This window comes from Sporocytophaga myxococcoides DSM 11118, from assembly GCF_000426725.1.
GTDB classification, from domain to species: Bacteria; Bacteroidota; Bacteroidia; order Cytophagales; family Cytophagaceae; genus Sporocytophaga; species Sporocytophaga myxococcoides.
This window is the reverse complement of the sequence record NZ_AUFX01000013.1, coordinates 142,722-158,475: the sequence shown is the minus strand read 5'-3', so window position 1 is coordinate 158,475 and position 15,754 is coordinate 142,722. Positions and strand designations below refer to the sequence as shown.

10 protein-coding genes and 1 pseudogene are annotated in these 15,754 nt (G+C 36.6%); 6 read left to right on the top strand and 5 right to left on the bottom strand.

The annotated features are described in order from the left end of the window. Positions 1-358 precede the first annotated feature (358 nt). Positions 359-808 carry a hypothetical protein gene (locus K350_RS0116900; RefSeq protein ID WP_028980914.1) on the bottom strand — a complete coding sequence of 150 codons (450 nt, stop codon included), beginning with the start codon at positions 806-808 and terminating at the stop codon, positions 359-361. Between the two features lie 830 nt (positions 809-1,638). Here K350_RS0116900 and K350_RS0116890 point away from each other — a divergent pair. The 3 genes from K350_RS0116890 to K350_RS0116880 all read left to right on the top strand — a co-directional run bounded on the left by K350_RS0116890 (position 1,639) and on the right by K350_RS0116880 (position 5,549). Next, positions 1,639-1,995, top strand: coding sequence for a hypothetical protein (locus K350_RS0116890; RefSeq protein WP_156027075.1), 357 nt, complete (start codon positions 1,639-1,641; stop codon positions 1,993-1,995). A 27-nt stretch (positions 1,996-2,022) separates the two neighbouring features. Beyond that, positions 2,023-3,630, top strand: a complete 1,608-nt coding sequence (locus K350_RS0116885; protein ID WP_028980911.1) for an FAD-binding protein — start codon at positions 2,023-2,025, stop codon at positions 3,628-3,630. Between the two features lie 539 nt (positions 3,631-4,169). Further along, positions 4,170-5,549, top strand: coding sequence for a T9SS type A sorting domain-containing protein (locus K350_RS0116880; protein WP_162144187.1), 1,380 nt, complete (start codon positions 4,170-4,172; stop codon positions 5,547-5,549). 197 nt (positions 5,550-5,746) lie between these two features. On the opposite strand, the gene K350_RS0116875 is transcribed toward K350_RS0116880, so the two are convergent. From K350_RS0116875 to K350_RS32415, 4 genes are all read right to left on the bottom strand, one after another. Next, positions 5,747-6,217, bottom strand: coding sequence for a hypothetical protein (locus K350_RS0116875; protein ID WP_028980909.1), 471 nt, complete (start codon positions 6,215-6,217; stop codon positions 5,747-5,749). Between the two features lie 389 nt (positions 6,218-6,606). Continuing rightward, on the bottom strand, positions 6,607-7,770 hold the full coding sequence (locus tag K350_RS0116870) for a PepSY-associated TM helix domain-containing protein (RefSeq protein WP_028980908.1): 1,164 nt from the start codon (positions 7,768-7,770) through the stop codon (positions 6,607-6,609). Continuing rightward, on the bottom strand, positions 7,770-8,978 hold the full coding sequence (locus K350_RS0116865) for a DUF4374 domain-containing protein (protein WP_028980907.1): 1,209 nt from the start codon (positions 8,976-8,978) through the stop codon (positions 7,770-7,772). Before K350_RS0116865 ends, K350_RS0116870 begins: the two co-directional genes overlap by 1 nt. Positions 8,979-9,055: 77 nt before the next feature. Next, positions 9,056-9,520, bottom strand: a complete 465-nt coding sequence (locus tag K350_RS32415) for a TonB-dependent receptor (RefSeq protein WP_162144186.1) — start codon at positions 9,518-9,520, stop codon at positions 9,056-9,058. On the opposite strand from K350_RS32415, the pseudogene K350_RS29265 reads away from it, so the two are divergent. The 3 genes and pseudogenes from K350_RS29265 to K350_RS0116845 form a co-directional block, all read left to right on the top strand. Then, positions 9,445-10,473 (top strand): annotated as a pseudogene (locus tag K350_RS29265) (adenosylhomocysteinase); the annotation flags it as partial. The gene K350_RS32415 and the pseudogene K350_RS29265 sit on opposite strands and share 76 nt — an antisense overlap. 364 nt (positions 10,474-10,837) lie before the next feature. Continuing rightward, complete coding sequence (locus K350_RS29255; protein ID WP_156027073.1) at positions 10,838-11,155, top strand: DUF6660 family protein; 318 nt, start codon at positions 10,838-10,840, stop codon at positions 11,153-11,155. Positions 11,156-11,380: 225 nt separating this feature from the next. Then, positions 11,381-15,748: a CusA/CzcA family heavy metal efflux RND transporter gene (locus K350_RS0116845; RefSeq protein ID WP_028980906.1), complete on the top strand. Its 4,368-nt coding sequence runs from the start codon at positions 11,381-11,383 to the stop codon at positions 15,746-15,748. Positions 15,749-15,754 lie beyond the last annotated feature (6 nt).

Sequence of the window (15,754 nt, the reverse complement as noted above, 5' to 3'; positions counted from 1 at the left end):
CGATGGCATCAATTATTAAGTTCATGACTTTGCTTGAGCCTAAATTAATTGTCATTTTAAATTTTATGTATTGAGTTTAAATAACATGGTTACCTCATTTTTCAGTTTATTAAGATTTTTTGAGGAAAGGTCAGACCTCGAAGAGGTCATATGTTTATAGATAATACCTGGAAAATAGCATACGACCCTGTTGGGGTCGCATCAATGCTACATCCACTTTTCTATAAATATTCAATCCCTTCAGGATTGTAAATAAATGAATAAAGCGATTTATAAAATTATAAACAGTTAAGTTGACGGCTATGGTCGGAAGACCTGACAATACATTCAATATTACCGAAACCAGAAATACAAATGGCTAATTTCTTTTTTTAATATAGGTCATACCCGTCTTCCTGGCAAGAAAAAATAAAGTATCAATTTCATCCCTAAGCTGTAAGTTTTGATCCATAGCACTTGTATAAATGGGTATTAATCTCGTTAACACATCTTTCCTGATTTCAAAAGCCATCATAATATCAGTTGCCTGAATATTGGAAGAAGTAAGATTGTGATTATTTTTTTCCCAGTTTTCAAATGAGTCAAGGATATTGTCAAAGCCTTTATTATTTGAAAGATCTTTTAAAAAAATTTCAAAACTTTTGGTGAAAATTTGAATAATTTCTTCTTCTGTATTAGGTCCTAATTTTTCAATAATACTACTATGATGCTCTCTTGCTGATTCAATATTCATAAGTACGGCTTCTTTTAAAAGATCTTTATCAAGTAAGAAAGCAGCAAAATTCTTAAGATTTTTAATTTTATCCATAATAAAGTATTTCTAATATACGGATAAATCAGATCTTGTGAAAAAAAGCGTTTATAATGCAGGTTGATTGCGCATTATGCTTCATTTAATGGTTTTAGCCGAGTGTAAGTTATAGCAAACAAGGACTATCGGAAAGGTTTTAGCCCAAGGGAAATTGTGGCCAGTCGAGAGACAAATCACGAAGCAGTAGGTACAGTTCTTATTTCGTTATATTTTTTCTTATCCTGAAAATTATATAACCGAAAGAAGCAGTTAATACAATCATTACGAATTCAATAACAAGCTGTTTAGTAATACTCATATTGAATTGCACCTGATCTCTATTTTCATATAAAGTAATAAGCAATTTTACCAATAAATATAAAAAGTATAATGAGTATCCAAAAAGTACTGCAATTAGTAGGTTGAGCAATTTTCTCTTCATAAGAGATGAGGTATTCTTCATGATCTTTTCTGATTCTTTTTAATCAAATATAAGAAGTTCTATTGGTTACGAGATAAAATTATGCTAAAAATGAATTAAAATCTCTCATTAGTGCTTTCCAAGACCTGCCACCTTCATAGCCATCACCAAAGAAAATCTATACACAGTTCCTGCTGAAGTTGTGAAGCATCTGAACTTTCAAAAAGGATGAAATTAACCTATCTGGCAGACTGATGATTGAAATTGCAAATCATTTTGTAACTATCAGATACTTCGCAGGCTTAGAATGGCAGTATAGTTTCGGACTTATATACATTGCTTATCTATTGCTAGATTAACTTTTTGATTTTCATTATTCTGTCCTTTATATTAGGCCTGAGTTTTTATCAGAATAAAATATCCACCCATGAGCATTTATTTATTTTCTTATCGCACCAATAGATCTTTGTTCCTGGTCACATTGGTGACCATCTCTTTGACTTTACAAAGTTGTATGACTACAAGGATTGTATCAAAGTATGACAGTGATACTATGGTTAACAATCCTGCTAACAGGAAAACGGCCTGGACTTATGCCTGGGGGCTCGTGCAGTCTAAAGATATTAATCCCAAATGTGAATCCGGGGCAATGACCAGCGTGACTGTAAAGACGAATATTGGCTATATACTGATATCAGCAGCAACACTGGGGATAGCAGTGCCACTTAAGGTCGAATGGACCTGTAATCCTAAATCCATACCGACCGAACAATTGGGAGAATAATTTTTTAAACGAAAACATTAATTCAAAATGAATCTACCTGAAGGAATTGAGCCTCTAGAGCTGGGAAAGTGGGAAAATATACATCAGAACTTTACCCATACTTTTAAAAAGCATACAAGTTTTAAATTACGTCTTCCTGAATCTGCTCCGGATGGTACAGCCAAATACAGGGCTACCACATCAAATTTTCAATGGCTTATCAAATATGCGTTGGAGAATAACATTCAGCTAAGAGCTATGGGGAGCGGATGGTCATTCTCTGATGTGGCCATATCAGAAGGTGGAGTAATAGATACCAAGTCTCTGAGGCTTACATTTAATATGGGAAAATCATTTATTGATGAGGCTTGGTTTGGGCAGGGAAAGAAACCTGAGAATCTTTTTTTTACCCAATGTGGAGTAAGTATACTTGATCTGAATGAAAAGCTGGAAAAAGAAAGTAACCCGAAACGTTCGCTCAGAGCTTCAGGTAACAGTAACGGTCAAACTATTGCAGGAGCCACGTCTACAGGTACTCACGGAGGTGCTTTTAAACTGGGGGCAGTACATGATACTATAGTCGGGCTTCATATTATTACGGGGCCAGACTCTCATGTGTGGCTGGAAAGAAGTTCAAACCCTGTTGCTTCTGATAATTTTATTCAATGGCTTGGAGCAGAACTTATAAGGGACGATGATGCATTTAATGCAGCAGTGGTGAGTTTCGGAAGCTTTGGATTTATACATGGTGTATTGCTTGAAGTGGAGCCTGTATTTCTTCTTGAACAACACAAGCTTCCAAATGTACCTTATGCTGATGCCGTTAAAAAGCTTATCAATCAAAGAGATTTTTCAGGTATTGCTTCACTGTTACCCTATCCGCAGAGCCCGGATCAGCCTCAGATATATCATCTTGACGTTGTAGTAAATCCTCATAGTTTTGAACCAGATAATGAAACAAAAGGAGTATACCTTCGTCTGATTTATAAATTGCAATACAGGGAAGATTATACTAAAATCCCTAGAGATGAAAATGGCTTTTATTATGGTGACGATACGTTGGGACTCATACAAAAAGTGCTTGATGCAGCAGGACCGTTAGCAGATCATATTATTCCTCCTCTTGTCAATAAATTGTTTCCGCTTGCATATGCTGTTACAGATCCGCTTACGGGTACGGTAGGGGAGACATTCAGAAATACTGCATACAGAGGAAAACTTGCAAGTTTTGCATTTTGTATAGATTCAGAGCATACTTCCAAAGTACTTGAAGCTGTCATCAAAATCAATAAGGAAAACCCTTTCAGCGGAGCCATAGGTTTTAGATTTGTAAAAGGTACAAAAGCATTATTAGGTTTTACAAGATTTGAAAAGAGCTGTGTCATGGAGTTAGATGGCATGGATTCTAGAATAACCAGAGCCTTTTTTATCAACACCTGTCAGAAACTGGATGAACTGGGCGTGCCCTTTACGTTACACTGGGGAAAGCTTAATTACAATATGACACCTCAGATGGTGAGAAAAATGTATGGAGAAGAGAGAATTAATAAATGGATGAAGATTAGAAAATCTCTTTTAGGGGAATCAATGAACGTTTTTAATAATCAGTTTCTTGAAAGAATCGGGTTGGATAAAGATCCTGATGCGATCGTTTAAAGCTATGGTTGTATCTGAGTTGAGATAAGGCTATAGTGTAATGCAAGAATGTATTAAGATGGATAGCTGGTACGCCTTAAAAAAAGCTTCTCTCCATCCATGTCTGCACTGGACGGAATTTTCAATCACTGCTTACCTAAAATATTCTCCGTAATCTGTAATAAAAGAATGTCTTTTAGGACCTTCCAAATGAAACTATGGAGTTGACAACAGAATAATCTTCCGGCTGGGAAGGAAGAGTAGCAAAGTTTGAGCAACAGCAAGACATATAGGTAGAGGTAGGTTCTATTTTTTAAGATTTAAAGTAGCATTGCAATCGCTATTCTCTTGAATCCTTGTTAATCATATTTTAAATAGCCAAGCGTGAGGTAAATCAAACGAGGACTATAGGACACTGTATTTCTTCAGCCTGAATAATTATTGGGATCTTGTAACTCATTCACAATGATTTAATTTCCTCTATTAATTTAATTTTTCTTTAAAATGGTTGAAAATCTAATTAGATTGAATATCCGTAATGGATGATATTAAGGATTGATATGAATTACAGAAAACTGCTGTTTTATAAAGTTCTTTTCGTGCTCTCATTTAGTTTTAACTTCAGGGCATTCTCTCAGATTCCTAAACCTGCATTGGTGGGCTATTGGCAGAACTGGTCAACAGGCCTTAAACTAACTGATGTTCATGATGCTTACAATGTGATACAGCTAGCCTTTGGCACTACTGAAGGTTCTTCGTTATCCAAGATCACATTCAGTCTGCCATGGGATTATGAAAAGAATTCATTTATGACAGATATTGATGCACTCCATTCAAAAGGAAAGGTTGTAATATTAAGCCTGGGGGGAGGCAATGATCCCATCAGGCTGGATAATGAGGAAGCGAAACAGGAATTTATAAATTCTGTGATCTATATTCTTCAAAGTTATAATTATAAATTCGATGGTATCGATATAGATTTTGAATCAAGCTCAATGGCTTTTGGAAATTCGTGGACTATGGATGATCCTGCACCTGCTCAGACAAACCTTATAGAGGCAATAAAGACACTGATGATTGATTACCAAAATGCTACTGGTAAAAAGATGTTATTGACAATGGCGCCTGAGACAGTTTACCTGATGGGAGCATTGAGTTCTTATCAGATTAATAATCTTAACGGAGGTGCCATGTTACCTATTATCGAGCAATTAAAAGACGATATAGACTTGCTTCATTGCCAGTATTACAATGCAGGTGGAGCAGGTGGAGGTACTTTTGCAATTGACGGAATAATCTATTACGATGATAGTGATCCGGATTATATCACTTCCATGACAGAAAGTATTATTAAAGGTTTTCCTTTGTTGAAGAACAAAGGTGTTTATAATGGTTTTCCATCATCTAAGGTAGCGATTGGCCTTCCAGCCAAATCAAACAGTTGTAATCTGGGAACAGGCAGTGGTTATAATAGCCCTGAAGATGTATGCAGAGCTGTGAAGTATATACAAGGGAAAATATCAAAACCTTCGGATTTCACCTATACACTTACTTCTTCATATCCAGATCTGGCAGGGCTTATGACCTGGTCGATCAATAAAGACAGGAATATATGTGAAGGAGTTTATGCATTTGCTGAGAATTTTTCTTGTACTTTCCAGGGATTAACAGCATTGCAAAATGAGTTTTATAAAAATAACGGAATTGTTCTTTACCCAAATCCTGCCTCTGATTATATAGACTTAAGCTTTGAAATCGATTTATATGGAGTAACCAACTTTGATATAATCGATGTTAATGGAGAAGTAGTGTACCAGGAAAACCTAATATCAGGAGAGAATAATTATAATTTGGATATCAGCAATTTTAAACCTGGTCTTTACTTTCTTCGGATCCTTTCCAACAATGTGAAGTTGAACAAACGTTTTGTAAAATACTGATTAAACTGAGCAGGCATTCGAGAGAATAGATGTAGTAACAATGCAATTGCTATTCTCGAGAATCCTCCTTAATCTTATTCTAATAAGCCAAGTATAAGGCAAATCAAACGATGACTATAGGGGACAGGAGCAAGAGTATAAGCAACATCAAGAGGTATAGGAGAATCTCTTCTAAAAATTTGAAATAACGATTGCGGCTATTGTTTATTACCAGTATACAACCAGAGAGTATCACCAGTCCCGTTAAAAATAGAAAAGCCTATCTTAGGGTTTGTTTTATCATATACCAGACTATTTGAAGTTACCGTTACTCCATTATTGGTTTGCGTGTATATATTATAATAATATTCATTATAAATAACTCCTGAGCTCATTGAGGTTTTGCTGTCATACTTAAAGTTAAAAGAAGGTATACTTGAATTTGAGGGGGTAAATCTATATTCATCAGTTCCCACCTTATGAATTTGGACAGTTTGATCATAATATGGTTGCGCCACACCTAAAGAATCTTTGGGCTTTGAAATATATAAAAGTCCTTTATAATCTCCAGTTACTATATCCCATGCCGGGATATCTTGCTTCTCTTTTTTACAGGATACCAGCAGGAATAAAAGCCCTATTAAAGTAGCCGCCAGGTTTCCTTTAATGAATTTTATTGCTGAAGTCATATGCTTACTGATTAATGAAAAAATAATATCTAAGTTCCTCTGCTAATTTATACCTAAAATTGAATTTTCCAATTGACTCCCCGGAAGGTATTTGCATTGGACTTGGAGGAGAGGAGCAACAGTATGAGCAACAGCAGGAGATATAGGTAGTTTCTCTTTTTTGAGATATGCAATAGCTTTGCAATCTATTGCGGCTTTGGTGTTGAGGGCATTTGCAATATGCCATGAGATTAAAATCCTCTCTCATCTTCTTTCATTACAAATGAGAATACGCACTATCAACATGATTCTTAATTGTAATAATAAATCCCTCTAACATAAATTGCACGCTTTATAAAAGCGCGCAGCCTTCTGAGCAGGCATTCGCTGGATAGCTGTTCCTCTTTATCTTAATTGTGTTGTAATGAAGGCCTGGATTTTGAAGATGATTTATTGGAGGTTCTATTTTTCTTATTTCGCCGTCCCCACCAAATTATAAATCCGGTAACAGGAAGGCTGGCTGTAATCAGGCATGCGAAAAACATGGCTACCCTTCCAGGAAATCCAAGCAATTGCCCCACATGGATATCATAATACATGTCTCTTAAATATTCTCCATTGTTTTTATCTTCCGGAGTTTCTTTTTTCAATAAACGACCTGTGCGCTGGTCATAATAATATAAGATATCTTTATAATTGGTTCCTTTTTCGGGAGTGAAGTAAATTCTGAAAGCTTCTGTTGTAGATGATGGAATGTAAAATCGTTTACTTATATAAGCTCCATTTAAATCCTTAATAGCTTTATCCATTACAAGATCTTCAATAGATGAGATGGGGTGTAGTAAAGTATCCGATACTGAAAGTGTTTCTTCCCAGGTTTTATAAGGTTTTCCAAATGTAGCTGTAGCATATATTGCCTTGTCCATCCAGTCAAAAGTCCAGGCTAATCCGGTTATGGCAGCAAACAATACAAATACAGAAGCATAAAAACCAAGAACTGTATGCAGGTCAAAGTTCTTGCGTTTCCACTTGGTAGAATTTTTCCAATCCAAAGTAAATCGCTGCTTTACTCCCTTTTTATTTTTAGGCCACCACAGGTAAATTCCGGATAAAAGTATTATTAAAAAGATAAGTGTCCCATATTTTACTATGTAAGAACCTACATCTCCCAATAATAAATTTATGTGCAAACCAATAACTATATCAAAAAAGGATTTAGAGTTATCAAATTTTTTATGAACTACCTCTGCAGTATATGGATTGAGATATAAATATTTGTTATAGCGCTGACCGTTGGAATTTTTTCCTATTTCTCTTACGGCTATAGGCCTGCCCTTTCCTTCAAAATAAATTGCATTAATATGATCTAAGTAAGGAGAACAAGCTTCTTTAATAGTTTCAATAGATATTTCCGGAGCTTTTTGAATCGGAATAGTCTGATATGGATATATCAAATCTGAGATTTCCTCTTCAAAAGCATATATCGCACCTGTAAGCGCCACAATAAACACCACCAGCCCGGATATAAATCCGAGCCAGCGATGTATAATTTTTATGTTTTTCTTAATTGACATTATCTGATTCTCGCAAGGTCACTCAAATCGCCACCTTGAATTTCATAAATTTTCTCCCATCCATTTGCACTGATAGTACCAATTTCTGTATTGCCAGTAACCTTATTTGGGTTTTGATGATAATATTTACCATCTACAATAAACCAGCTATTGTTCCCTGAATAACCATTGCTTTTGCCGGGAAATGCCACAGAAGTTTTAGCATCATGATTCATTAATTTGAATTCTAATTCTTTATTCCAGAAATCCCATAAATCCTCAGTTGCAGGAAAATCAGACTCACTCTTATATTGCTTTACAAGCCAGTTATTATTGCCTGCATAAAACATTCCCATTATTGCAGCACCACCAGTTACTTCCATAACATTTACATAGAAGTTTGGATCAAAACTACTTTCTCCTTTATTGATTCTGATCATACCACCTTGTGCAGGATAGTTGTTGTCAGGACCATAATGTTCCATAAAAGGTGTAGTAGCCGATGGATATGAATAGAGATTTCCGTTCTCATCAGGAAACATCATGCTATTCCCAGGGACTCTATTATCTTCCGCATAAGTGATTGTTTTATTTTTTGTATTAAATATTGCCACAATCACTTTAGATTCTACGGTAAGTTTATCAAAATCATTTAGCTCCAGAGGAATTACCAGATTATCACCTGAAATATAGGTTCTCCAGTTCCATGCTTCATAGGTTGTATTGGGAGATTGTACATTGATTGATTCAGTAATGGTCATATCAGCAGGATTCCATTTTACCATTATATTTTGTCTTAAGCCAGGTAGATATGCTTCAGTCTCTGAGAAAAATGCTGCTCCGAAATTATTTCCGGATATCCCTGTGTTTACAAAGCTCAGGATATCTAATTTGGTTAATTGCAAATTATCTTCCACCTTCCATTTTGTCATTGTAGAAGCTTCACCATCCCAGCTATATACAAAGCCATTATAGGTAAATGTCGCTACACTTGTACCTGTAAGTTCAGTAAGTTTGGACATATCAGGATTGGAAGTTGGGACAGCAGGGAAGGCTCCCATTAAAAATTTTCTTCCGTCGGGTGTAGTATATCTTCCTGTGTACAAATAGGCAGTTTCACTACTTCCACTTGGTGAAGGATCATCCTTCTTTTTACATGAACTGAAGCTCAAACATATGAATAGCCCGAGCAGAAAAAACATAGTACTGGAAAACTGTAACTTTTTCATTTGAATAATATATGATGTTTAATAATGTTTAGTAAAGAGATTTAAATATGCTTGTATAGTATTGAATTTTGGCTACATTAAAATTGTGTAATGACCTTCATAAATACTGCGCGTCCGGGACGTTGTACTCCAAAAAAATCATAAGCTTTTTTATTGGTAAAGTTTTGTATTTCTACACTCAGCGTTGAGGGTTTATCTTTGATAGGCATACTGTAACTTATACCTATGTTCTGTAGTGTCTGATCAGGAATCACCTGTTTAGATGACCTGTCACCGAGACTTTCCCAGCTAAGAAAATATTGATGTGTGTATCTGAGATGCCAGTAAAGTAAAATTTTATCGTCTTTGCTTATTATATTTTTAAAACAGTAATCAGCCCCTGCATTGGCAAAATAATATGGGCGGTTGGGAATTCTGTCTCCTTTAAAGCGCGCAAAATGGCCTTTCTCAGAGTTGTTGTAAAAATGCTGCTGCCGGTGTTTCTGTTTATGCCTGGAAAGGTATGAATGAAGAAGAATTTGACTGGTGTATTGAGCAGACATTGTTCTTCGGGGAGGACAGAAAGCCATTGAACATGATCCTTGATGATGGTGGAGATTTGACGAATATGGTACTTGATAGATATCCTGAATTAGTACCAAATATCAAAGGTATATCAGAAGAAACAACTACCGGAGTATTACGCTTACATGAGCGTGTGAAAAAAGGTAAATTACCTTTGCCTGCAATTAATATCAATGATTCAGTTACTAAATCTAAGTTTGACAACAAATATGGATGTAAAGAATCATTGGTAGATTCTATCCGTCGTGCTACAGATGTGATGATGGCTGGTAAAGTTGCTGTAGTTGCTGGTTATGGTGATGTAGGAAAAGGCTCTGCAGCTTCATTGCGTGGAGCAGGTGCTCGTGTAATTGTTACAGAGATAGATCCGATCTGTGCATTGCAGGCAGCTATGGATGGTTATGAAGTTAAGAAAATGGATGATGCTGTGAAACGTGCTGATATTATCGTTACAGCTACAGGTAACTTTAATATTATCGTTGGCCGTCATTTTGAATCTATGAAAGATAAGGCTATCGTTTGCAATATCGGTCACTTCGATAACGAAATTGATATGGCTTGGCTAAACGCAAATCATGGTAAGTCTAAAATCGAGATCAAACCTCAGGTTGACAAGTATACAATCAAAGGCAAAGATATTCTAATTCTTGCTGAAGGCCGTTTGGTAAACCTTGGATGCGCTACTGGTCACCCGTCTTTCGTAATGTCCAACTCTTTCACTAACCAGACATTAGCACAGTTGGAACTTTGGACAAATGGTTCTAACTATGAAAACAAAGTTTACACACTTCCTAAACATCTGGATGAGAAAGTAGCTCGTTTGCACCTTTCTAAAATTGGTGTTGAATTAGATACTTTGTCAACAGACCAAGCTAACTATATCGGTGTTAAAGTAGAAGGGCCTTACAAGTCCGACGAATACAGATACTAAAATATTATTATAAACAAAAAAGGCTCGTATCAATAGCAAATTGATACGAGCCTAAACATTTTATGAAAAACGATCTACATTTATACAGATCGTTTTTTTTTTTACTCAATAAACTAATGGACACAAATCAAGGAGTCATGAGATTAGGAAATCACTTAATAAAAAATTTTACAAAAATATATTGATGATATTTTAAATATTGCACAAAAAGGGTTAGATGAGGGATGTTTTGGGTGTTATGCTTTTTTTATTAACTGATTGTGTAGTATAAAAATAACATAATATCAGTGAGGATAATCCGTTGATATCGTAGATAATTTTCCCAAAAATATTGATTTGTTCGTGTTTTTGTTAAATTAGCGATATGAAGATTTTCGTTTTTATAATAAGTTTCTATGTCATGGCTTTGTCAATAATGCCATGTTTGGATTCTTTTACCTGCGAAGGAGAAAAATCTTCTGTGTCTATTTCCGGAATGCATGATCACAGTGAAGATGAGGGTGACTTATGTAGCCCTTTTTGTATTTGTTCCTGCTGTGGCTGTTCGTTTGTAGGAGTTAATATCCCTGTATTTTTTAGTCAGAGTATAAAGACAGTTGAGCCACGTGGCAATGTTCCTTACTACTCTCAGTTTAATTCTTCTTATTACCATTCATTCTGGCAACCGCCAAAGCTTTCCTAATTACAACTAATTCGGAAAATTGAATCTGCTTATAGATTGTAACTGGAAAACTGGTTACATACATTTGCCATTCATTTATTCTGAAAAACAATTAAAATCAAAGAAGACGAAAGTACACGCTAACTTTCCGGATAATATTCATGCTACCCTGGGCTGTTCACCTTATGGGGTAAACAGCATGGAAGTCTATCCATGAGGAGGCACTATTTAAATTAGAATCTATCTATGTTAGATAAAATTATATATTTCTCGATAAAGCATAAGTTAATTGTCGGGATGTTAACTATTGCGCTTATTATCTGGGGCTGCTGGTCTGCAACACGGCTCCCGATAGATGCTGTACCAGACATTACAAATAATCAGGTCCAGGTCATTACTACGAGTCCCTCTCTTGCTGCTCAGGAGGTAGAAAGGTTAATCAGCTTTCCTGTCGAGATCAGTATGGCTAATATTCCAGGGATTATTGAGATCCGTTCAATTTCCAGATTTGGCCTTTCTGTAGTTACAATTGTTTTTACAGATGAGACTGATATTTATTGGGCAAGACAACAGGTTTCAGAAAGATTAAAGACTGCTATAGAACAGATTCCCAAAGGTGTCGGCATCCCTGATTTAAGCCCTATTACAACAGGTTTAGGGGAAATCTATCAATATGTACTTCATCCTCAAAAAGGATATGAAAAGAAATATTCAACAATGGAACTGCGTACAATTCAGGACTGGATAGTACGCAGGCAGATGCTGGGTACAAAAGGAGTTGCAGATATAAGCAGTTTTGGCGGATATCTTAAACAATTTGAGGTAGCGATTGATCCTGAAAAACTTCGCAGCATGAACATTACCATAGGGGAGGTTTTTGCAGCTCTGGAAACCAATAATCAGAATGCGGGCGGAGCATATATTGACAAGCTACCCAATGCCTACTTTATAAGAACCGAAGGACTCGCCGGAGGTTTGGAAGATATTAAAAAGATCGTTGTCAAGAATACAGCTAATGGAACACCTGTATTAATAAGAGATGTTGGAACTGTTCAGTTTGGACACGCAATTCGTTATGGTGCTATGACTCGCAATGATCAGGGTGAAGCAGTCGGTGGTATTGTGATGATGTTAAAAGGGGCGAATTCCAATGAAGTTATTGGTAATGTAAAAGAGCGAATTGAGCAAATCAGTAAATCCTTGCCTGAAGGCATTGAGGTTGAAGCTTTTCTCGACAGAACAAAACTTGTAGACAATGCCATTCACACTGTTTCAAAAAATCTGATTGAAGGCGCTCTGATAGTGATTTTTGTCCTCGTATTAATGTTGGGCAATTTCAGAGCTGGTTTAGTGGTAGCTTCTGTGATCCCGCTAGCCATGTTGTTTGCTATTTCGATGATGAACCTTTTTGGAGTATCAGGAAATCTGATGTCTCTTGGTGCTATTGATTTCGGATTAATCGTGGATGGTGCCGTAATTATTGTAGAAGCAACCTTACATCACATAACAGGAAGGGGATATACGCATAGATTATCACAGGAGGAGATGGATGCAGAGGTTTATGATGCTGCTTCCAAGATCAGAAGTTCTGCTGCATTCGGAGAAATTATAATCCTGATCGTTTATCTTCCTATACTTGCTCTTGTTGGCATTGAAGGGAAAATGTTTAAGCCTATGGCTCAGACAGTATCATTTGCTATTCTGGGAGCTTTTATACTTTCACTTACATATGTGCCTATGATGTCGGCTCTGTGTTTGAGTAAAAAAGAAGAACATAAGAAAAATATTTCTGACAGGATTATGGAGTTTTTTCAGAAGGTATATCACCCTCTAAGGGAATTTGCTTTGAGAAAGAAGATCGTTGTTTCCTTGATAGCATTTTTACTGTTTGGTGGAAGCCTGTTACTGTTTTTGAATATGGGAGGAGAATTTATTCCTACTCTTGATGAAGGAGACTTTGCTGTAGAGACAAGGGTATTAATGGGAAGCTCCATGCAGGAAACGATCAACACTTCATTAAAAGCTGGAGAGATTTTGAAAAAACAATTTCCCGAAGTGAAAGAGGTGATAGGTAAAGTAGGCTCGAGCGAAATACCCACAGATCCAATGCCTATTGAAGCCTGCGATCTTATGATCATTCTGAAAGACAAAGATGAATGGACAAGTGCTTCAAACAGAGATGAATTGGCCAATAAAATGCAAGATGTTCTCGAAGATGAATTACCCGGAGTGAATTTCGGTTTTCAGCAACCTATCCAGATGCGCTTTAATGAATTGATGACAGGCGCCAGACAAGATGTGGCAATAAAGATTTATGGTGAAGACCTTGACATTCTTACCGAGCAGGCCAATAAGCTGGGCAGGATTGTTTCCCCGATAGAGGGTGCAAAGGATTTGTATGTAGAAAAAGTTACAGGGCTACCACAGATTGTAGTTTCCTTTGACAGAGATAAAATAGCTCAGTTCGGATTAAACATTGATGAAATGAACAGGATTATACGAACTGCTTTTGCCGGGGAAGCTACAGGCCTTGTCTATGAGGGAGAAAGACGATTTGATATGGTTGTAAGGCTGGATAAAGTGGACAGACAGAGTATAGATGATGTAAGACAAATTTATGTTACTACCCCAAAAGGTAATCAGATACCTCTATCACAAGTAGCTAATATAGAGTTCAAAGTAGGACCTAATCAGATTCAAAGAGACGATACCAAAAGGAGAATTATAGTGGCATTTAATGTGAGGGGAAGAGACGTGGAAAGTATAGTAGAAGAGATCAAGTTAAAGGTGGATAAGCAAATGAAGCTTCCCCCGGGTTATTACATTACCTATGGTGGTCAGTTTAAAAATCTTATTGAAGCAAAGGAAAGATTAAGCATAGCTGTGCCGATTGCATTAGGCCTAATATTCATATTGCTGTACTTTACTTTTGATTCTGTAAAACAAAGCATACTGATTTTTACTGCCATTCCGCTTTCTGCAATTGGGGGAGTCTTAGCATTGTATTTGCGGGATATGCCTTTCAGTATTTCGGCAGGTGTTGGTTTTATCGCACTTTTTGGAGTAGCAGTACTTAATGGAATAGTTCTTATAGGTGAGTTTAACAGATTGAAATTCAGTGGCCTGACTGATCTGTATGAGATAGTCAGAAAAGGAACTGAAATTCGTTTACGTCCGGTATTAATGACTGCTTTGGTTGCCTCGCTTGGCTTCCTGCCTATGGCGCTTTCTCAGGGTTCCGGAGCAGAAGTACAAAAGCCTCTTGCTACTGTGGTAATTGGAGGTTTAATATCAGCGACCTTGCTTACTTTACTTATTTTACCTATACTCTATATTTTCTCAGAGACTGGATTTAAGAAAGTTTCACCTGCTGCAATGATCTTGATGATTCCAGTATTTTTGTTTTTATCCAGTAGTAGTGCAGAAGCACAAACAACACCCAAGAGCATTACTTTAGAACAAGCGCTGCAAATGGCTCATGAACAGAATAACTCGATTAAGTCTGCTCAGTATGAGGTAGAGTATAATAAAGCACTGAAAGGAACGGCAACAGAGATCGCTAAGACGAATGCGACACTTATGTATGGTCAGTATAATAGTTTTTATAATGACAATAACGTAACCTTGTCTCAGGATATTCCTTTCCCAATGGTTATGCACCGTCAGGCTCAATATTACAAAGCTACGACGAAAAGTGCAGAGTATAATCTTGCTGTAACAAAGAATGACCTGGACTATAGGATTAAAGTTGCCTATTATAATCTGAGGTTTGCCAAAGCCAGAATGCAATTGCAGTTTAAGCTGGATACGCTTTACTCGAACTTTCTGAATGCTGCAGATCTTCGTTTAAAGACAGGAGAAACCAATACACTTGAAAAAGCTACTGCACAAAGCCAGTTTTATGAAAACCGAACTTATATCACTCAGGTGAATGCTGATATAAAGATTTATGAGACACAGCTTCAGACCCTATTAAATAGTGCAGAGCCTGTTACTTCAATAGAATCATCATTGGATAAAAGACCTATGGTTTTAATGGAAGACACAGGTGCAATAGGGGCTAATCCTACCTTAAATTACTTTCAGCAACAAGTGCAAGTGGCTAATGCCAATAAGGTACTTCAAAAGGCAAGGATGCTTCCGGATTTAAATGTTGGATACTTTTCCCAAACCCTTTATGGAGCTACAGATTATCAAGATCTGTCTGTTATTGCGGGCAAAGGCCAACGGTTTCAAGGGGTAATGGTTGGTGTTTCTGTGCCATTATGGATTAAACCTCAAATGTCCAGAATAAAGGCAACAGAAGCTTCTTTAAACGCAGCCAAGACCAGTCATAAAGCTTTTGAAAGGAATCTTCAGGGAGAATATGAGAATGCTTATCAGCAGTATGAGAAATACAAGGTAAGTCTGGCGAATTATGAAGGCAATGTATTACCTACAGCTCAGGTTCTGGAAAATAGCGCCTGGAAAAATTATCGCACTGGTAATATAGGATATCTGGAGTTTTCCCAGGGTATTGCCAGAGCAGTTACTATTGAGCAAGGCTATCTGAATGTTTTAAATCAGTATAATCACGCCATTATTTTTATAGAATACCTGATTGGTAATAAATAATTTACG